Source organism: Spirosoma terrae, from assembly GCF_010435915.1.
Classification (GTDB): Bacteria; Bacteroidota; Bacteroidia; order Cytophagales; family Spirosomataceae; genus Spirosoma; species Spirosoma terrae.
The window spans coordinates 320,029-340,312 of record NZ_JAAFZH010000006.1; the positions used below are offsets into that span (position 1 = coordinate 320,029).

18 protein-coding genes are annotated in these 20,284 nt (G+C 46.3%); 5 read left to right on the forward strand and 13 right to left on the reverse strand.

Annotated elements, in window-relative coordinates; translation table 11 throughout:
- The 3 genes from GK108_RS16080 to GK108_RS16090 all read right to left on the reverse strand — a co-directional run bounded on the left by GK108_RS16080 (window position 1) and on the right by GK108_RS16090 (window position 3,161).
- A complete protein-coding gene (locus GK108_RS16080; protein ID WP_163950420.1) occupies window positions 1-591 on the reverse strand; it encodes an HD domain-containing protein in 591 nt (196 codons plus the stop codon).
- Between the two features lie 18 nt (window positions 592-609).
- Entirely contained in the window at window positions 610-1,656 is a 1,047-nt protein-coding gene (locus tag GK108_RS16085) for an adenylate/guanylate cyclase domain-containing response regulator (RefSeq protein ID WP_163950467.1), read from the reverse strand.
- A gap of 119 nt (window positions 1,657-1,775) precedes the next feature.
- Window positions 1,776-3,161, reverse strand: coding sequence for a sensor histidine kinase (locus tag GK108_RS16090; RefSeq protein ID WP_163950469.1), 1,386 nt, complete (start codon window positions 3,159-3,161; stop codon window positions 1,776-1,778).
- A gap of 421 nt (window positions 3,162-3,582) precedes the next feature.
- On the opposite strand from GK108_RS16090, the gene GK108_RS16095 reads away from it, so the two are divergent.
- Together GK108_RS16095 and GK108_RS31555 are read left to right on the forward strand one after the other, a co-directional pair.
- Entirely contained in the window at window positions 3,583-3,822 is a 240-nt protein-coding gene (locus GK108_RS16095) for a hypothetical protein (RefSeq protein ID WP_163950471.1), read from the forward strand.
- A gap of 498 nt (window positions 3,823-4,320) precedes the next feature.
- Window positions 4,321-4,761 carry a serine hydrolase domain-containing protein gene (locus GK108_RS31555; RefSeq protein ID WP_163950621.1) on the forward strand — a complete coding sequence of 147 codons (441 nt, stop codon included), beginning with the start codon at window positions 4,321-4,323 and terminating at the stop codon, window positions 4,759-4,761.
- 324 nt (window positions 4,762-5,085) lie between these two features.
- Here GK108_RS31555 and GK108_RS16105 read toward each other — a convergent pair whose 3' ends face one another.
- The 3 genes from GK108_RS16105 to GK108_RS16115 form a co-directional block, all read right to left on the reverse strand.
- The gene (locus GK108_RS16105; protein WP_163950473.1) at window positions 5,086-5,562 is read right to left on the reverse strand and encodes a DUF2214 family protein; all 477 of its coding nucleotides are present in this window, start codon (window positions 5,560-5,562) and stop codon (window positions 5,086-5,088) included.
- On the reverse strand, window positions 5,562-5,981 hold the full coding sequence (locus GK108_RS16110) for a DUF4267 domain-containing protein (protein WP_163950476.1): 420 nt from the start codon (window positions 5,979-5,981) through the stop codon (window positions 5,562-5,564). Before GK108_RS16110 ends, GK108_RS16105 begins: the two co-directional genes overlap by 1 nt.
- Before the next feature lie 73 nt (window positions 5,982-6,054).
- Window positions 6,055-6,630 (reverse strand): Crp/Fnr family transcriptional regulator, encoded by a 576-nt coding sequence (locus GK108_RS16115; protein WP_163950479.1) that lies wholly within the window; start codon window positions 6,628-6,630, stop codon window positions 6,055-6,057.
- 370 nt (window positions 6,631-7,000) lie between these two features.
- On the opposite strand from GK108_RS16115, the gene GK108_RS16120 reads away from it, so the two are divergent.
- Both GK108_RS16120 and GK108_RS16125 read left to right on the forward strand, forming a co-directional pair.
- Window positions 7,001-7,810 (forward strand): oxidoreductase, encoded by an 810-nt coding sequence (locus GK108_RS16120; RefSeq protein ID WP_163950482.1) that lies wholly within the window; start codon window positions 7,001-7,003, stop codon window positions 7,808-7,810.
- Between the two features lie 12 nt (window positions 7,811-7,822).
- A complete protein-coding gene (locus tag GK108_RS16125; protein ID WP_163950485.1) occupies window positions 7,823-8,674 on the forward strand; it encodes a helix-turn-helix domain-containing protein in 852 nt (283 codons plus the stop codon).
- A gap of 135 nt (window positions 8,675-8,809) precedes the next feature.
- Here GK108_RS16125 and GK108_RS16130 read toward each other — a convergent pair whose 3' ends face one another.
- Window positions 8,810-9,916 carry an alkene reductase gene (locus GK108_RS16130; protein WP_163950488.1) on the reverse strand — a complete coding sequence of 369 codons (1,107 nt, stop codon included), beginning with the start codon at window positions 9,914-9,916 and terminating at the stop codon, window positions 8,810-8,812.
- 133 nt (window positions 9,917-10,049) lie between these two features.
- Between GK108_RS16130 and GK108_RS16135 the strand changes: the two genes are divergently transcribed.
- Entirely contained in the window at window positions 10,050-10,409 is a 360-nt protein-coding gene (locus GK108_RS16135; RefSeq protein ID WP_163950491.1) for a winged helix-turn-helix transcriptional regulator, read from the forward strand.
- 192 nt (window positions 10,410-10,601) lie between these two features.
- On the opposite strand, the gene GK108_RS16140 is transcribed toward GK108_RS16135, so the two are convergent.
- The 6 genes from GK108_RS16140 to GK108_RS16165 form a co-directional block, all read right to left on the reverse strand.
- Window positions 10,602-11,396 carry a helix-turn-helix domain-containing protein gene (locus tag GK108_RS16140; protein WP_163950494.1) on the reverse strand — a complete coding sequence of 265 codons (795 nt, stop codon included), beginning with the start codon at window positions 11,394-11,396 and terminating at the stop codon, window positions 10,602-10,604.
- A gap of 29 nt (window positions 11,397-11,425) precedes the next feature.
- Window positions 11,426-12,388: an SDR family oxidoreductase gene (locus tag GK108_RS16145; protein WP_163950498.1), complete on the reverse strand. Its 963-nt coding sequence runs from the start codon at window positions 12,386-12,388 to the stop codon at window positions 11,426-11,428.
- Window positions 12,389-13,035: 647 nt separating this feature from the next.
- Window positions 13,036-14,304, reverse strand: a complete 1,269-nt coding sequence (locus tag GK108_RS16150) for a DUF3748 domain-containing protein (protein WP_163950502.1) — start codon at window positions 14,302-14,304, stop codon at window positions 13,036-13,038.
- Between the two features lie 227 nt (window positions 14,305-14,531).
- Window positions 14,532-15,716, reverse strand: a complete 1,185-nt coding sequence (locus GK108_RS16155; protein ID WP_246224923.1) for a sialidase family protein — start codon at window positions 15,714-15,716, stop codon at window positions 14,532-14,534.
- A gap of 4 nt (window positions 15,717-15,720) precedes the next feature.
- On the reverse strand, window positions 15,721-17,196 hold the full coding sequence (locus tag GK108_RS16160) for a RagB/SusD family nutrient uptake outer membrane protein (RefSeq protein ID WP_163950507.1): 1,476 nt from the start codon (window positions 17,194-17,196) through the stop codon (window positions 15,721-15,723).
- 4 nt (window positions 17,197-17,200) lie between these two features.
- A complete protein-coding gene (locus tag GK108_RS16165; RefSeq protein WP_163950511.1) occupies window positions 17,201-20,251 on the reverse strand; it encodes a SusC/RagA family TonB-linked outer membrane protein in 3,051 nt (1,016 codons plus the stop codon).
- Window positions 20,252-20,284 lie beyond the last annotated feature (33 nt).

The window sequence follows — 20,284 nt, forward strand, 5'->3', positions numbered from 1 at the left end:
CTAGTTATCCGATTCCAGAATCCCCCTTAAATCATCCAGATGCCTCTGCTTCTCGCTTTGTCGCCAGGCAATAGCGGACGCCGTCCAATAGTGATGATTTTCCAGGAACTTAACCTGTACGCGGTTCCATGCCGGGAGATCAGCGATAAGATTACGCGCTTTCAGCTCGCGAAAAAGCGAATCGGCAATTGGCTCAAAATCGTCGCGGCCGAGATAGTCCAGATCGGCATCGCACAAGATCTGGGCGAGATGAGAATCCGGCGATTGCGGAATTTTTGTTGCCATAATCATGGAACAGATCCGTTCGATCTGGTCGGACTGGAAGCCATAATCGGGTAAAACTTCGCGAACGATCTCGCACCCCATCTCCTCATGCCCCTGATAGGCTCCCAGAAAACCGGCATCATGAAAGCAGGCCGCCGTACGTAGTAAGGCAAGCGACTCATCATCACTCACTCCCTCGGCAGCAGCCAGTTGCTCAGCAGCCTGCACTACGTCGAGCGTATGATGAATACCATGATAATACAAGGTATCGGGCAAATTAGCTCGCAACAATTCCAGAATGTACGCTTCTGCAGCCTGATAATCCATACGTACTTACTTTAAGAGCTAGGCTAAAACTTCATAAATCGTAACCGCATTGGATTTGTTTTTCAGATTTACGTCGCCGACCCGCTCGCATTGAAACGATTCCTTGATTCGTTCATACGTTTGCTCACTAATCACAATCTGATTGGGTTTGGCAATAGCCTGAAGCCGCTGCGCTACGTTAACCGTATCGCCAATGACGGTATAATCAAGCCGTTTCAGCGAAATAGAGCCAATATTACCCGATACCATTTCGCCGGTATTTATACCCGTCGATACGCTGGGCTGAAAGAGTACCCCTTCGCTTTCTTCCTGCTGATTCGTCTGAATCTGCTGACGAACGGCCAGAGCTGCGTCGATAGCACGGTCAATGTGGTGACTTCCCCGGAAAACGGCCATTACGGCATCGCCCATAAATTTGTCGACGTAGCCGCCCTGCGCAATAATTTCCTTGACCATCTGGTCGAAATACGTATTCAGCAGATTAACAACCTGAACAGCAGGCATTTTCTCCGAAATAGCTGTAAACCCGCAGATATCGAAAAAGACTACGGTAGCTTCAACGGTTTCGCTGGCCATCAACGTATTTTCAAACTCGGGCCGGGCCATGAAATTAATAACCGTTTCATCGACATACATCTTCAGGATATTGTTCTCCTGAATAGCCTGAATGGTTTCGCGCACCTGCTCGACCTGACGGATGGTTTTTTCGATTGTGATTTCAAGATCAGAGAAATCGACCGGTTTCATCACAAAATCAAAAGCCCCCCGATTCATGGCCGTTCGGATGTTGTTCATATCGCCATAGGCCGACACCACTACTGCTTTTAGAATGGTATTATGTTCGGGAATTTTTGCCAGTAAGGTCAAGCCATCCATGATGGGCATATTGATGTCGCACAGAACGATCTCAATATCAGGATTTTCGTCTATTTTGGTTAGAGCCTCTTTCCCATTGCCAGCAAACATAAATTCGTAAACACCTTCGCGAATTTTCCGTCTGAATTTCTGCTTTATTAGTAATTCCAGGTCGGCTTCATCATCGACCACCAGAATTTTTGTGCTCATAACTGATAACGGGAGCGTCTACTTCATGCGAAGTAAACTCACTTGGTTGGTTAAAAAAAACGTGTAGCTCGTTACGCTACTGTCGATTGCTACGTATCTAGAATCTACCATTTACTACTCTAAGATACGGGTAATCCAACAGATGCGGGAAGCGTAATGATAAATTCAGCAAACTCATTTTCTTTCGTGCTGACTTCCAGCGAGCCACCGTGGCCTTTGGTAATAATATCATACGAAAGCGATAAGCCCAACCCCGTACCCTCACCCGTAGGCTTTGTGGTAAAGAATGGCTGGTAGATCTTGTCGAGCATCTCCTGTTTGATACCCAGTCCGTTATCCCGAATCTGTATTTCAACCATGTCGCCCAGCGCTCGGGTTACTACGCTAACCTGGGGATTATAGTCGCCAGACTGCTGTTTTTTCTTTTCGGATACGGAATAAAAGGCGTTGTTAAACAGGTTCAGCAACACACGGCCAATATCCTGTCCTACCCCAATAATTTTATCAACTTTGGGATCAAATTCGGTGATCAGCTCGCAGTTAAAGCTATTATCTTTCGCCCGCAATCCATGATAGGCCAATCGCATGTACTCATCGCAAAGGGCATTCACATCAATCGGTACGCGTTCATCGCTCGTTGCCCGCGAATGTTGTAACATGGATTTTACGATAGCACTGGCCCGTTTGCCGTGATGATGGATTTTCTGCTGGCTCAGACTAAGTTCGTCAGCAAGGGTAAGGATATATTGCGCATCAATGTCTGGCTTTTCCAGTTCTTCCTTCAGTTCATCGATCAGTTCGACGGATACCTCCGAAAAATTATTGACAAAATTCAGCGGATTCTGAATTTCATGAGCAATTCCTGCCGTTAGCTCGCCCAATGAAGCCATTTTCTCAGACTGAATGAGCTGGTTCTGAGCGGCTCTTAAATTTTCTAATGTTTGCTGCAATGCTTCTTTCTGGCCCCGAAGCTCCGCCGTACGTTCATATACTAGCTGTTCCAGCTCCGTATTCTGGGTTTCAATCTTGCGCGTATGGGCGATTTCTTCCTGCCGTTTTTGCAGCAGCTCCTCATCACTTTTCTTCTGCCGATTGGCCAGAAAAACAAACGTACCGAGCCAGAGCGTAACAAACAATCCCGTCGCGTCAAGTATGCCATCAACAATTCCTGATAACTTCAGATTCAGGATTGCCAATAACAGTGAAGCAACACTGTAGCCAATAACGGGGAACACTCCCAGCAATAATAGTCGGGCGGGCTGGTAGGGCTGCAACTCCCGCAAGGTTACGACCACAAACCCCAGAACGACAAGCACAAACGCACTGCCCAGCAGTTCGTCTCGCAACGAAAACACGGCCTCAATAGCAAAAGAAACGCCAAACAACACCCAAAACTTATCGACGTAGCGGTTCCATTCGGGTAGCCGATTGGGCATATCAATAAATTTGCGGTACCACCGCAGCATCAGGATGGAAAGTGGCCCACTTAATACGAGACTAAACATAAAAACGGATATTGATACGTTAGAGCGGTGGTTGTGTTATGCAAAATAACACGAAACCGTTAGTAGTGTACAATTACTACCGAATGTACGCTTGTTCTGGTGACAAAATCACGTATTTTTCTTGTTCTCACAGAATAGACCTGACCAGACGTAAGGTTATCTGGTTACGTCATAAAGTTGCTACCTGGAACGCCCAGGCTGGTAGACTAATGGAGAATTCGTGACGCGTCTCTTATTTCTCGCCGGATGCCAAAGGGAACGTAACGAAGAGTTTTTTCAGGATGAATGAAAAAGAAGAACGGAAAATAGCTCGTATAGGCCCACTTTTCCGAAACATGACGGCTAAGCCAGACCCCGATCCGGCACAATTGAAACCGTTCTAACATCAATTGCTCAGCGCAACAAATCCCTTGACGACGTAGTGGGGCTATCGGCTGGTGCCAAACATGATTTTGCCGGAGGAGTTGGGGAGCTGGCAGGTCTTAAATCCATTATGTTTATTGGATTAGAAGACGTAAAAGGGCGAGGAATTGAACGACACGGCAGTCCAGTTGCCCAGATACGTCACTACAAATTACTGAACGAGAAGGGGCAGCATTGGGCCATAATTCACGTAACGGCCGATGGTCTGGTTACGGATTATGATATCGTAGAGCAATAACGGCTTGATGGCTATTTCGCCCAAAAAGTAGACACATAAACTTACGTCCATCGTCTGAAATGATATACGGGCGGCCCGAGCAGATGACAGTTTAAGATGAAGCAGAGGTTATAGTAGGTCGGTCAGGGTGAATTTGGTAACTCTCACTAGACTGGCGTTCGTTTATTGTATCAGCAAAGTGGGCTGGTGAACAAAACTTTGAGTAGGGGGTATCCAACATTCGTATGTTTTGTTCCATACCAATAAGCTAACCCGCTATAAACTAAATCTTTATACTTGAATTCCTTCTTCAAGGAACGTACATACCAAATCACATACTGCTTTTAAAACGCTTAATGGCGTAGATACATGAACTTCTCTTGAGATCAAGAGGGAGCGTTTTAAAAGAATATGTCATGTGCATCAGTAGCCTTAGTTTTTCATATTCAGACTTTTGCAACAGCTAATGCCGCTATTTTAAGTTCAAAGCAGCCTTGTTTGTAATATAGTAGGCAGGGCATAAGGCATGCCCGATTTGGCTGGAATGATTATATCGCAAACCATAAGTCTTTTGGCTATCGGCAGAATGAAAAAGGAATAAATAAGCAGGGAGAACTAAAAAAATTCGAGGAATTCAGTGCTGCCGGTGGGCTGCATAGCGATGCTGCAGATTACGCAAGATTTATGATCGGCACAATGAAGGGAACCGGACTGACTTCAACCTCCTTGAAAGAAATGCTCCGCCGTCATGTATATCTCAGTGATAGTACGTCAGCCTGGACACTTGGATTTTCAGTATATAAAACCAAGTACGGCGATCTGTTTTTTCATAGCGGAAACAATGGTGATTTTACATGTAGTATGGCATTTAATAAAGATAAGAAATGCGGATATGTTATCCTGACAAACAATAACCGCGCAGGCTACATTGAAGATAAAATACTTCCCCTATTTAAATAAATTCAACAGATAACTCTTAAACTCCCTTTTGGTCTTCCGCTGTGTCAATGGGACTTCGCCTGACAAATCCCTCCAAATCTAATGGCTCGTAAAACGCCCCAATATTGAAACAGACACATGAACGCTCCCTCGTCTCACGTAGGAGCGTTTTTTGAGATTATAGTTTTGCATACGAATGCGATTCCCCACTGGCCTGTTCTGACGCCCGCAGATCAATCGTAACGCAATTTGTTTTGATTAATCAACGGGTTCATTCTCCAGGTAAACAGGCTTAACATACGAACCGTACACCTTAATGGTGGGCCATCGTTAGGCTTTGGCAGGCTACGTAAATTTAAAGACAGCCAGAATGATAATGGCTAGAAACACCAGCAGTTGAACCGTGTGAAACTTAGTCAGCCTCCTAACCGCAGGGTGGCCTGCTACCTGTAGACCAATGCCCTCAGATAAAAGGCTTTTGCTTAACCGCTTCATTTGTGGACTGCCCACCAGCAGCCCGTTCAGCGGCAGCAGCAAGATCAGACCTAGTTTTACTTGCAACCAGAACTGCTGTAAATAGACGCCTTCACTGAGTATCGTCAGACCGATCCCCGAAAGTAACAAAACGACCCCACCGGCTAATAAGATCCGGCCTAGACCCGACAGCAGGCTAAAAAGACTGAGGGCTGCCTGATCCTCCTGCTTCAACAGGCTGACAAACGAGCGAAACACGACCCACTCGGTAAGGGTGGCGCCCACCATTAGGACCAGCCCCGACAGGTGTAGCACGAGCAACACCGCTCGTAATGTGAAGGCATCCATCAGGCGATTGCTTGTTTAGTATTGCTGAATAAAAAAAAGCTCGTGATGATCATGTAGACGGCCGTACCGCCATGAACCAGCAGCCGGGGCCAGTCCACTCCGTTCTGCTGGTAGATCAGCAAGCAGTCCGTAAAGGGAATGATGGTGGCAGCCGTAAACACGTACGCGGTCGCTTGCTTCATCCGGTTCAACCATAAAGCCAGTAGGGCTATTCCCGAAAAAATATCGCGTATTCCCTTAATGCGTCCGTAGGCAAGACCTGAATCCGTAAAAGACCCTATCCCGAAATCGTCCATACTGATCTGTGGGGCCAGCATAAACCGCAGACCGATGAAGAGAATGCCCAGCGCGATGGGCAGGATCATCCAGGAGGATGCCGACTGCCAGCCCCAGGGGGCCGATGCCAGTTGTGTTTTCATAGTGCTATTGTCGTGATCGATTATGACCACAAAGCTCACACCTAAAAAACAGCCCCTCGTTCACCCAGGTTAATTAATGCGACTGGGCCATTCGTTTTCGAATGCGGCTCAGGGATTGGGGCTTGATACCCACGTAGGAGGCAATATAATATTGGGGAATGCGCTGAGCTATATCGGGGAACTTGGCCAGAAAGGTTTGGTAACGCTGCTCGGGTGGGTCAGTGTAAAGGGAGTTGATCTGGTGGATGGCACTCACAAACACCTCGCTGATGGCCAGCCGTCCAAATCGTTCCCCCTGTTCAACCTGTTGGTATAACCGGTCCATATTGGCTTGGCTAATACTATAGACGGTAGCGTCTTCCAGGGCCTGAATATTGGTGCGGGAGGGCTGCTGAGGCAGAAAGCTGGCGTAATCACATACAAATTCGCCCTCTTTGTTAAAGTAACTGGTTTTCTCCTCTCCCTCGATACTGGCATAATAGCGAACCAGGCCCTTCTCTATAAAGAAGACGTTTTTGCATACCTGCCCCATCTGCAGCAGATGTTCACCTTTGGTCAGGTTGAGTTGGCGAACTAAGGTGGCAATGATGGCTTCGTCGGCTGAGGAGAGCGGAATATAGTGCCGAATGGTATTGAGCAATCGATCCATTCTCAAAAATAAGCATGGAATCACGTTAGTTGAACCAGAACAAAAGGTAAAATGGGTTTGCTGGTTGAGTAGAAGGACTTTGGAGACTAACGGGGGCTCCGTTAGTACGAAATAGCGGATCTGAGACTAATAGCTTACTTTACTGGATTGTCTATTCATAAAAAAAGAGCATTTCATGAGATCGGATTCAGAAGGTACAGGTTGACAAACTAAATAAGGATTTCCTCGACGCCTACTTTACTTGGAAAAGGAACCCTCCTATATCAGCATAAAAATATATCCTGGACTTCTCAGCAAACGGATTTGGACTTCCCAGAAAAGCCCTACCACAGAACACAGTCTAATTTTGCCTCATAAACAAGTAACAACTATGGCAAAGACAGTTTTAGTTACAGGCGCTTCGGCAGGAATTGGAAAAGCAACGGCTATTTTACTCGCCCAGAACGGCTACAACGTCTACGGGGCGGCACGCAGAACTGAGAAAACGCACGATCTCAGCAGTTACGGCATCAAGCCCATTGCGTTGGACGTAACTTCGGAGGAAAGCATCGTTAACTGTGTGAAACAAATTACCAATGAAGCCGGAACAATTGATATTCTGGTTAACAATGCCGGCTTCGGTTCGAGTGGAGCCGTGGAAGATCTATCCATTGACGATGCACGGTATCAGTTAGATGTTAATTTGTTTGGTGCCATGCGGTTGACTCAATTGGTACTACCACAAATGCGGGCCAATAAATGGGGCAAAATTGTAAATATTTCGTCCATAGGCGGCAAAGTTGCCTTTCCGCTAGCCGGTTGGTATCATGCCAGCAAGTTTGCCCTGGAGGCCTTGAGTGACAGCTTACGCATGGAAGTTAACCAGTTCGGAATTGACGTCATTGTCATTGAACCGGGTGGCATAAAATCAGAGTGGGCCGACATTTCCAATGAAAAAATGACCGCTGTCTCAGGACATACTGCCTACAAGGACATGGTGGCCTCCACGCAGAAAGCCACCACGAACCTGGCTCTCCCGGAACCAATCGTTATTGCAAAATTGATCAAAGAAGGCATTGAAGCGAAACGACCCAAAACGCGCTATGTCGGCGGATATGGTGCAAAACCAATTCTGTTTCTACGGAAAATTTTGCCAGACACTTTGTTTCAAAAGGTAATCTTGAGTCAAACAAAAGGCTAATTCCCGACGGGCATGCAACAGCAATCTCAACAACATATCGTTTTGCACGCCTGTACAAAAGATGAATTCGGGCATGATCCTTTTGTATCCGAGCATTGGCTGGTACTGATTGTTTCAGGTAGCTCAGAGCTGTTTTCGCAGCAGGGGACTGTTTCACATCCCGCAGGAACACTGGGCTTGATCCGGAAAAATCAGTTGGTAAAAGCGGTGAAGAAGGTGGGCGATGCCCACACGTTTTCTTCCATCAGCATTTGTTTGGATCAAAAAACGCTACAGAAATTCAGCACAGACTACGGTGTTGTATCAGACAGTCCGTACGTCGGCGAATCGAATGTGATCATGGACGTAGATCCGGTTATGAAAAGCTACTTCGATTCGCTAATGCCCTACTTTGCGCAGCCTGAAAAACTGACCCCCGCCCTGGCACACATAAAAACAATGGAGGCCATCGAGTTATTGTTACGTAAGGCTTCACTGAAAAACTTTTTATTCGATTTCAGCGAACCGCATAAGCTGGACCTGGAAGCGTATATGAACCGACATTTTTCATATAACGTACCCCTGGCCCAATTTGCGAAACTGACTGGCCGGAGTCTTTCGGCTTTCAAACGCGATTTCGCGGTCATCTTTCGGTCAACCCCTGAACGATGGCTGCAAAAAAAGAAGCTGGAAATGGCTTACTTTCTCATTGCCCAGAAAAAGAGAAAGCCATCAGACGTTTATCTAGAAACAGGCTTTGAAAACCTTTCTCATTTTTCCGTCGCTTTCAAAAAAGAGTACGGTGTAAATCCCTCCGAATTATTACGCAACTACAGCGTTACAACCCCATCTGACAACAGCTCATCCACTGCCCAGCCTACCTAGGTAGCATAGCAAAAGCCAGTCCTTCCCATGTGGGGAGAATTGGCTTTTGACTCACGGCCGACCAGTGTATGTATAACGCTGGAACTGACCACTGCCGATGCTGAGCGCTACTGGTCACGCCAGTAGGTTCATTCGTTACGCCTGGAATGTTGTATAATCGGAGTAGCCTCGTTCGTTCCCTGCGTAAAACGTACCCGGATCGGCCGTGGCCAGGGGCCAGCCGTGTCGATACCGTGCTACCAGATCGGGATTAGCTACGAAGGGTAACGCGAACGAAACCAGATCGGCTTTCCCGGACGCGATGAGTTGATTGCCCGTCTCGAAACCGAAGCCCAAATTGGCCATCAGCGTACCGTTATATCGGGCCCGGAACCAGCCAAAGAAATCAGCCTGCCAGTCAGCCAGTGGTGTGCCGGACAGATCGAGTCGCGGTCCGACGATTTCTACGAAAGCCAGCTCATAGGTATTAAGCCGGTCCAGTATGTAGGCAAACGTAGGTACGGTGCTTTCATCCGGCTGGATGGTTCCGCGATTGAAGGCGGCAGGTGTGAATTTGACGCCAACTCGTCGATTTGGAAATACCTCAAGGACGGCGTCCAGAATGGTGAACAGCAGCCGACACCGGTTCTCGATGCTGCCACCATAGTCGTCCGTTCGTTGGTTGGTTGCCGGACTCATGAACTGGGGTATTAGCGTAAACAACTGGGCATGTAATTCCAGTCCATCGAATCCAGCCGCCAGCGCGTTCTGGGCCGCCAGTGTAAATTCTTCGACGGTAGCCCGGATCTGGTCAAGGGTGTAGGCCTGAGGTGTCATCGTTTCCTCAAATCCGGTTGGGGTATACACTTGCTCGTTCGGATTGATCGCCGATGGACCCAGCGGTAGCTCGCCATTCAGATAAACTGGATGAGATACTGCTCCAGAGTGGACCAATTGGAGAAAAATTCGTCCCCCAGCCTGATGAACCGATTCGGTTACGGTTTTCCAGCCCGACACCTGCTCGGGCGAGTAGATGCCGGGAATGTTTAGAAAGCCAACGGCTCGCTGGCTAACCCATGCGCTCTCAGTTAGAATCAGCCCGGCACTGGCCCGTTGAGCATAGTAGGTAGCCATCAGTGGAGTCGGCGTTAATTCAGCATTGGTAGCCCGGGCCCGGGTCATGGCAGCCATGACGACTCGGTTGGGAAGCGTAAGTGCTCCCATCGTATAGCTCGTCAGGAGTGGTTGTTGTTGCGGTTTCATCGTGTTTTTTCGGTCAAAATTCACCCTACAGCTAGCCAGAACCAATAGGAGCAAAAATGTTCCTAGGGGGTAAATTTTGTCCCCTATGGCCCGTTTTCTACACTAGAATTACTTTTGCACAAAGGATATAAGTATGTACGAAAAGAAAATTCCATTGCCGCTGGAATGTGGCCTGATGATGACCAGGGAGGTGTTGGGAGGAAAATGGAAACCGAATTTATTATTTGCTATTGTGGAAGGCATTAATCGACCCAGCCAGTTGCAGCGGGCTATACCCGGAGCTACCAAGCGAGTATTGAATCTTCAACTTCGGGAGCTGGAAGAATTTGGGGTTATCGCCAAAAAAATTTATCCGCAGCTTCCGCCCAGGGTGGAGTATTCGTTGACCGAAGTTGGCCAAACGCTGTTACCAATTCTACTCCAGATGAATACGTGGGGTGAACAGAACCGAACCTTGATCGAAACGGTAATTGCCGAACGAAGCAAACGGTAATTACCGACATAAATTCACATTTACAGGCCTGAATTCGGTTTTGCGCGTGTTGGAGACTTGTAGTTGGAAGGCCTAAACAATCTCGTTGACATTGCCCAACACGCGCTACGTTTGTTAGCAACTCTACTGACGAAAAATCACTGTCGACAAATCGCCTTATCAATTAGTGGGTTGCTATAGTTTATCGGCACCTTACGCCTTGCTTGTCGCCACTTCAGAAGGCGTTTTTCCGAAGGTCTTTTTAAAAACAAAGGAGAAATGAGACAAGTCTTCGAAACCGACTTCCAGATAGACGGTACTTGGTTTCTGGTGTTGGCTGTTGAGTTGAAAATACGCTTCGTCCAGTCTTTTCTTCATGAGCCAGCTTCCAGGTGTCATGCCAAAGGTTTTTTTGAAATCCCGTTTGAACGATGAAACGCTTCGTCCGGTCAGAAAGGCAAATCGCTCCAGACTGATGTTAAACCGAAAATTTTGCTGCATGTACTCCTCTAAATCAATTTTGTGGGGAGCGCTAAAATTGAAAAAGATTGACGCCAATTCGGGTTGCGACCTTAACAGAATCAGCAAAAGTTCTTCCCGTTTAATATCGGCAAACGTTTCGTCCAGCTCTGAATCGCTGGAGTAATACGGCTCCAGCGATTGAATATACTGCTTAATGAATGAATTCTCGTTGACATACAGAAACGAATCACCGTAGGTTGAGGGACTTACTGGGTAAGTATGTCGTTCGGTAAAGCGTTTTAAAAATGGTTCATCCAACGTAATGATGATCTTGATAAACTGATCATCTTCCCTGAACTTGGTATAGCGAATCAAATGATTTTTTCGAGCGATGAAGCAATCACCTGATTGCATACTATAATGCTTTCGTCCGTCATACGCTTTCATCGATCCCTTCAGCAGGAACATAAAATAATGGTCTGAAATAAACTGCTCCGGTGAAAGTTCAGGTCCTAAATGACAGGAATGAATTTGATGGGTAGTCATTTTTTAAAGTCTGACGATAGCGCATAAAGTTACGCCGGAATCTCACTATCCAAGCTGGCCAAAATAGCCTCTTCTTTGCTTCGTGGGTGCCAGTCTAACATATCTTTCGCTTTCTGATTCGACATGTTGATATAATAGGTTGAATCAATAGGTTTCAGCTCGGCCATCATACCGGCTTTTTGAGTACGTTCTTTTTTGATAAGCTGGGCCACGTCATAAAAACTAACCACCCCATCTGAGGTCGCCAGAAAGCGTTGGCCTTTGGCTTCGGGTAGTACCATCGCTTTAATATGAATGTCGGCTACATCGCGTACATCAACCACCCCAAAGGTAAATTGCGGACTTTCGGTAACCGTACCATCAACGAGTGCTTTAATTACGCCCTCATACGAAGCCGGAAAAATCCCGCCAATAATGGACCCAAAAATACCTACCGGATTAATCACCGTCAGTTCTAACCCCTCTCCCTGATCCCGAATAAAATTCCAGGCCGCTTTTTCTGCTATCGTTTTGGATTTGATGTAGGCTTGAACCGGGGCGTTTTCGTCAGTCCAGTCGTTCTCCGTAAATGTATGCCCGTTGGGATCGATACTGTAGCCAATCGCAGCAAACGAAGAGGTCATCACCACCCGTTTGACGCCCGCTTTTCGGGCCGCTTTCAAGACCCTCAACGAACCATCACGAGCCGGTATGATGAGTTCGTTCTCGTCTTCAGGCGGCACTAATGGAAAGGGAGAGGCTACGTGCAACACATACGTGCATTCCCGGGCCGCTTCGTCCCAGCCCTCATCGGCGGTCAGGTCGGCTTCCACGTAGGACAATTGGTCCAAATCAACGATACCGGATTCATTCAGAGCCTGAACGATAGCCTCTTTTTTAACCAACGAACGCACGGTAGTTTTGACGGTGAAGCCCTTTTGGAGCAGCCTCAAAATTGTGTGAATGCCCACAAAACCAGTCCCTCCGGTCACCAATACAGTTTGATTAGTCATTGTTCCCTGTTTTAAATACAGGGACAAAATTGGGGAGTAAAGCGGTGGGGAGGTTTGTTGTGAAGGCCAAGTTTTGTTTGTTGTGGAGGTCAGCTGTCAGCAAAGACGAACAAAAACGTTGGTCAAATCTGAGGCTGGCGACTAATAGCCATCTATTTACTATTTAGATTTTAAAAGCCAGTCGAGTAAATGTATTTGGCTATTAGTTATTTTTTGCACAACTACACTACTTTCAAATGATACGAAAGTAGATTAATCTCTATCGCTAATAATGCCCATTTTAAGCGATGGGTACAGTAATTGGCCTGGCAAAGTCAATCTGTTTGAGCCTTAGTCTCAAATTGTCATCCGCTCGGGCGGCCCCGTCACTAATTAAACCGCAGCCGCGGACGGTCGCGACGACGGACCGTTCAAAATCTCATATTTTAGCTGAGTTTGCGATACTATTGTCCTGAACCCTTGAAAGTGAGCCAGTGAAAAGTAGGGTAAAAAACTTAACTTTCACTGGCTCACTTTCAAGGGTTCAGGCCATTGCCAGTTCATGCCACAAACTTCGCTACATCTACCCTTTATTCATTTATATGCGTTTATATACTCACAATTTTATTTACGTAGCACTCACTAGTGTTGGGGTTTATTAGAGTAAGTCAATTTGGTAGACTGACCTTTCGAATCTGTAGGATATCCTTTCCGTTTCGGTCTTTTATATATTGATTGAAAACCAGTAAAGGATCACGAGGAGAAAAAGAAGGTGCGCCTATGATTTTTCCTTTTTCCTGGTTGAGAAGCTTTGTAGAAACACCTGTTATCAGATCAAAAATGTAAACAGAATTTTGCGCTACATACGCAATTTTAGTCCCCTCTTTGTTTAGGTTAAAGGAGTAGTCAATTGAAAAAGGATTACTGGTTAACAACGTCATATCGCCCGTACTTACGTCGATTTGAGCGAGTTGATTGAGCTCATCCTGATCTTTAGCCAGGGCATAAATAAATTTCCCATCAGGACTTGATCGCAGCCAATGCCGGGTATCTGACAGTCCTTTTTTAGAAAAAGTAATCCGTCTTTGGTGTATTCCCTTCGGTACCTGGGGCCTTTCGCCTGATTTTCCTACGGCTAAAGAGTCCACCAGAATTTTTCCCGGATCGATGTCGACAATAAACACCTCCGTTATTTGCTTGCCCTCGTTGTTCAGAACGTTACCCTGAAAAGCAATGGCATACGGAACGTGCTGGCCTGATGCCTGTGTATAGCCGTTTTCCCCGACCCAACACTCGTCGAACGCTTTATTGATTTCATCGGAACCTGGCCTGGGACTTCGCACGACGTTGGTTACAATAGCCGAAAACATAATCCCATCATTGTTCCCCTGCCCAGACTCTACGTTAACGCCCTTACTAAACGGCACCATTACGCCGACCACCCTCAGGTTAGGATCAATCAGTTCATCGTTATACGTAAAGCTTATGAGTTTCCCATCCCCACTCCAGCCATGAGAATGGGTTCCGCCCCGGAGCGAACCGGGTGTATAGGGGGCATTGATATCTCTGGCATCGTAATAGAAAGGATGATTAGGCTGACTGATATCGATGCCAACACCTGTTCTTCGGGACATGGCATACGGTTTTTCCTGATTGGCATCAGCTAATCCATGAATAAAAATTACTTTATCCGTTACTGGACTAAAAGACACCGCCCCCACACCTGGCCCATAAATGGTTTGGTTTTGGGTTCTATACAGTATTTTTTCTTCCCCAGTACCAACATTTACAATACCAATGGTAGACGTCTCTCCAATTTTGGTGTCATCATTCCTGCCATCGAAAACGATCCATTGGCCATCTTTTGAAAATACACCATTGTGGTGTAAGGTGTGACCTGCCGGCAAAACGGTCAGGCTATTATTCTTTACTGTCATACAACTAGTTACCAAACCAAGAGCGATGATCCAAAGCCGTTTCATACAGAATATACATTCTCCCGTTTCTCATCCGCTACGCTTATAAGCCGCACCTCATCGATTCAGCCATCAAGTGGGATACGTCAATTAGCCACCTATAGCTTTTAGTCAAGTACGCGCTTAGCCCTGTTGCACCAGGCGGGTGCAACAGGGAGCGATGGTCTAATCACCCTGGGACTTATTTTTTATAGTTTACTTCTAATTTTTCGGAAGTCTTCAATGCGATGGAACGTCAGATAATTCGCATCATGGTTGTTCTTCGCATTGGCAATTCCATCAAAATAGGCGGTTCTGGAAAGAACAATTATATCATTTCCTTCAAATGACCAATCTACGTACTGAAAGCCGTGATTAATGACATCTTCGTGTTCCAGGATAACCTTCACATCATCCCATTTTTTTAAATCCGAAGAACTTTTCAGCATCAATACATTCCGGAAACCCGACGGGTTACGGTCTGGAAATTGCTTCCGGTATTTGTCAGGTATTACGTTGGCCAGGGTCCAGTATTTCTTGCTCAACGTATCATACTTGATCACAAACTTTTTACTACCACCATCAAACGGAATAAAGCCTGTTTTAGGATCAAAATCCAGCGTTTTACCGTCAGCGTTTATGGCTACCATAGCCGCCTTCTCGTCGGGCGATTTTTTGTTGGCCACTCGAAGCATATCCCACATTCTCTGGTCTTTATCAACCACAAAGTTGCCTTCCAGCCACCCAGCAAAATCGCCGTCATTAAAAGTGCTGTCATACAAAACAGGCGTACTAGCTTGCCAGGATTTTGAATCCAAAAGGTCCGCATCGACGGGCGCTGACATGACCATTGCTCCGTAGCGTTTTCCCCATTGAAGGATAGGCCCATGAGCCGTCTCCATCGGCCGCCAAAGTCGGCGGTTATATTCGATTACGGGCATGGGGGCACAGTGGAATTCGCCCGTCAGCAGTACGCCATTTTCTTTGTTGGTTGGCTTGGTCCAGGTAGCTCCTCCATCCGTCGACTTTCTGATGAGCACTGTACCATGATGCCGATCGGGCCCGAGTAAATAGAGCGCTCCTCGATGAACAAACAGAGAACTCCAAAATGCTCCGTTAATGTCGGCCAGATAGCGCCAGGTTTTCCCTTTATTATTCGACGTATAAATTCGTGTAACCGCCTGATGCCATTCAGAACTTTTTGGCCCAAAAAAGTCGTGTGAAGCCACATAATCGCCATTGGGCAACGTAACCAGACTTGGGGAGCCGATGTATTTTTGCGATGAACTGGGTTCATAGCAAACAATATTACCCGGCACGGTCTGAGCCTTGATCATGGACCAGCAGGTCAGCAAACAGGCGATGAAAAGCGCTTTAGTCGTTTTGTTTCTCATCTCGTTAATAATTCGGGTTTTGTTGAATAACTGGATCAGAATCGATCACAACCTGAGGAATTGGAAAGACCAGTTGGAAAGGCTGGGCATTTTTACCGCGTGCCTGGGCATCCGAAATAAACTTCCCGGTACGAATAAGGTCCATCCGTCGGTGTCCTTCATTAAAAAACTCATGACCTCTTTCGAGCAGGATCATATCCCGGAAGGCTTCTTTGGTAGCTACGTTTTCCAGTTTCAGTCCCGGCAGCCCGGCTCTGGTCCTAACCTGATTTACCAGTTGTAGGGCTTCGGTACTAGGCCCGTTCAGTTCATTGAGAGCCTCGGCCCGTGATAGCAAGATGTCGGCCAGCCGTATTTCAGGAATATCATTGCCATGAGCAGCCCCTACGTTATTGGGATCAGGCCAGTATTTAAATGAGCGAATATTATCACTACCACGCAGTTCAACTCGCTGATCGGATGCATTTATATAATACGTAATCATCAACTCTCTTCGTTTATCAGCGGCTTCGAACGTATCGTAGAATTTGTCATAAATCCTGAATTCGTTGGGCCAATTTAGCCAGGTCGATTTAAATACAAGCCCCACTTCCGGTGCCGATTTAAAATTATCCGGGAATGATACGTTACTCCAGCTATTGGCTGTTACACGATCGGAAGAAGCGATGGCCGGCCTTACCCAGATATACTCATTGTTGTTTTCATTGTCAACTTTGAACATATCCTTATACGTAGCGAACAAGGAATACGTCTTGAACGAACTCAAAAACTGCGCAGACACCGTACTGGCTTCATTCCAATTTTTGGTATTCAGATAGAATTTGATCAGATAGCCAGAAGCCGCAGCTTTATGGGCTCTGTATTTCTGAGCCTCCGCACCCGGATTGGGTAAGTTTTCAAGCGAAAACTTCAGTTCAGCAGCGATGAATTGCTTAAGCTCATCTTCTGAGGCTCTGGGTAAACTCAGCCCCTGCGACGAACTGGTACGTAAAGGTACTGTTCCAAAAAAGAAGTACAGTTTGTAATAACTTACCGCTCTCAAAAACCGGGCTTCGGCTTCGTACAAGGTCTTTTCAGCAGCCGACAGGTTTGAGCCCGGAATATTTTCCAGCAAAATATTGGCATTTCTGACGCACTGATAATAAGAATCCCAATTCTGGATGAGAAAGTCCATGTTAGGGTCCCAGTTAAAGTCTCGATAGTTTCGGATAGTAGCTTCGACGTTGTCGCCACTCTGGTATAAAATATCCGTCACAAATTCCTGAGGCCCCAGCACATAAATGGAGTTATTGCCATTCATATTGGCCGCTTTGGCGTAGGTTTCATACAGGACCGACGTCAATCCTTCTTTTGTTTTGAGGTAGTTTTCAGGAGCCAGTTGTGAAAACACCTCCTCTTTTAAAAAGTCGTTGCAACTGCTTAAACACAGTGTCGCTGTGAGCAGGGCACCTATCAGGATATAGTTTATCTTCTTTTCCATGATGCTACAGATTTAGGTTTAGACCGAATAGGATAGTTCTGGCTGTTGGGAAGGCATTCCAATCGATTCGAACACCACCACCATTCGGATTGATAGAAGGGTCATACCCTTTGTACTTGGTCCACATGGCCAGGTTTTGTGCCGTAACAAAAACGCCTACCCCTTTCACCGCCGAATTTTTGATGGAAAAATCATAGCCTAATTTTACGGTATTCAGTCTCAGGAAATCGGCACTTTCAACTGTATACGTGTTTACCTCTTTCTTCCCCTGCCCTAACGGATTAACAAATGAGGGGTAAACCGCTGACGGATTTGACGGAGTCCATCGATTTAGCAGGGGTTCCGACAACCGATTCCTCAACAAATTGGCCGGGAAATACGTATCGACCAGGTTGTTGTTTAACATTTTTGCTCCCCAGGCGCCATCAAAGAAAACGTTAAGGTTGAAACCCTTATACGTGAAGTTATTCGTCAAGGAAGCCATGAATTTGGGAAATGGATTTCCTATTACCTGCCGATCATCGGCATTGACGATCTTGTCGCCGTTTAAATCACGATACTTGAAATCGCCCGGTTTCACATTGTCTTTTGTAGCGGTAAAATCATCACCCGTTTGCCACACGCCATCGATCGTGTAGCCATAGAAGGCATACATCGGTAAGCCGACCTTAATGATCGCTACGTTGGCAGTGCCACCCGCACTTCCGGTGAAAATATTATCAATCCCACCCAGATTAAGCACTTTATTATTCATCCAGGTCATATTAAGCGTCGTTTCCCAGCTCAGTGGCCCTGACAGGTTGTTGCTATTGATCAACACTTCAAACCCGCTATTCCGAACTGAGCCAATATTGGTCATCATAGTTGTGAAACCAGTGGTTCGGGGGATCGGCAGATTCAGAAGCATATCTCGGGTTGTTTTTGTGTACCAGTCCAGACTACCCGTAATCCGGTTGCCCCAGAGCCCAAAATCCAATCCAAAATTGAGCTGCTCCGACGTTTCCCATTTCAGGTTGGGATTAGGCACTCGGTTAGGCGTGGTTGTGCTTACCTGCTGGCTACCGATAACCGCTTTTTGCCCGGTTGTATACGTAGTGAGCGACTGATAGTTATCGATCGCCTGATTCCCGGTTTGGCCCCAGCTCGATCGTAGTTTTAATGCCGTAATGTATTCCGCATTTTTTATAAACTCCTCGTTTTCAAGTCGCCAGGCAAACGCAAAGGAAGGGAAAACACCATACTTGTTGTTTTCACCAAAACGAGAAGAGCCATCAATTCGCAATGAGCCCGTCAGTAAGTATTTCTCAGCGATGTTGTAGTTCACTCGCCCCAGATAGGACAACAAACTATTCCGTGATCTCGAACTTGTGGCGATAAAACGAGTGGGGTCGCCCAGGCTAAGGTTATCGGTTTTTGTGGCATCGGAAGGGAAGCCGCTTCCCTGCGATGTTAGGTCATTGGCGTTAAACTGCTGAGCCGTAGTCCCAAAAAGTACATTCAGATCCTGATTGCCAAATCGTTTTTTGTAGTTCAGCGTCAATTCAGACAGGAAGCTGTTGTTTGTTCCCGTTAATACGCTGGCAATACCTCCGTTTGCTCTGCCTTCAATGGTTTGTCGATCTACATACGTATCGCGACGTTGTGAAGTTATATCAGCTCCCAGGTTTAATCGGGCGCTGAAATCCGTCAAAAACTTAACCTCGCCATACACATTACCCAACGTCCGGTAGAGATCTGATGTAGACGTTTTGCCATTAGCTATGGCAAGCGGATTATCTATGTTCATATTTTTTGAAAGAACATAGTTGTTATCCTGATCATAAATAGAAAGAGTAGGCTCATAGGCGATAGCGGCATAAATTATACCCGCTCTTTCGTTGAGATCGAAGCCGTTCGCTACGTAGGAATCCGCTACGTATGATGACGTAATATTGGTACCAACGGTAAAATTCTTGTTGGTATGCTCAAGATTGACCCGGGCGCTATATCGTTTATTACTTGAGTTTATCAATAGTCCATCCTGATCGAAATAATTCAATGAGGTATAGTATTTCGTAGACTGATTTCCGCCCGAAAAAGAAAGATTGTGACTTTTAATCGGGGCATTTTTATGATACATCCGCTTTAACCAGTCTGTTCCTCCTGAAAACTCGCCAATCTTTAAATTGGCACTTCCGGCTCCGGCATCAATCAAACTGTTCATAACGGCTTTATAGTCATTGGCACTTAACAGGTCAATATCATTCATCACATTCTGGACACCGTAATACGTATCATAATTGACTTTTAGGCCGCCCTCTTTACCACGTTTGGTCGTAATCAAAACGACTCCATTCGCTCCTCTCGATCCATAGATTGCGGTTGCGGAAGCATCCTTCAACACTTCTATGGAGGCAATATCGGCCGGGTTAATGGAGTTCAATGGATTTCTTGCAGTGCGCATTCCCGTGAAATTGGCTCCGGTGCCACTGACGGTAGTCGAATTATCGATCGGAAATCCATCTACTACGTATAAGGGTGAATTGCCCGCGTTAAGCGATCCCATACCCCGAATGTTCACCGTGATGCCACCGCCAGGTTCGCCACTGTTCTGAATAATCTGAACACCGGAGACTTTTCCTGCTATTAGCTGTTCGGCAGAGACATTGACACCTTTATTGAAACTTTTTTCGGTCAGGCTCGCTACCGATCCGGTTATATCACTCTTTTTAGCCGTTCCGTAACCTATAACAACGACATCTTCCAGCATCGAAATATTGGGTTCCAGCTCAACATCGATCTTTTTTTGATTGGCGAGATCAATTGTTTTAGCTAAAAACCCTACATAACTCACGGTAATTTTTCCGTTCGGACTGGAAACGGTAAGTCTATACGTTCCCTCCGAATCGGTAGTCGTTGCCAGGTTAGTTCCCTGAACTATAACCGTGGCTCCAGGTAAAGGCTCCCTGGTTTTGGCATCAATTACCTTTCCGGTAATTACATCTTGGGCAAAGGCCGTTATCGAAAACAATAGCAGTAGCCCTGCCAGCCGAAATTTGATTAAATGTCGTTTCATGATTTACAATGATTTAGGGCAAGTCGGTTTAGA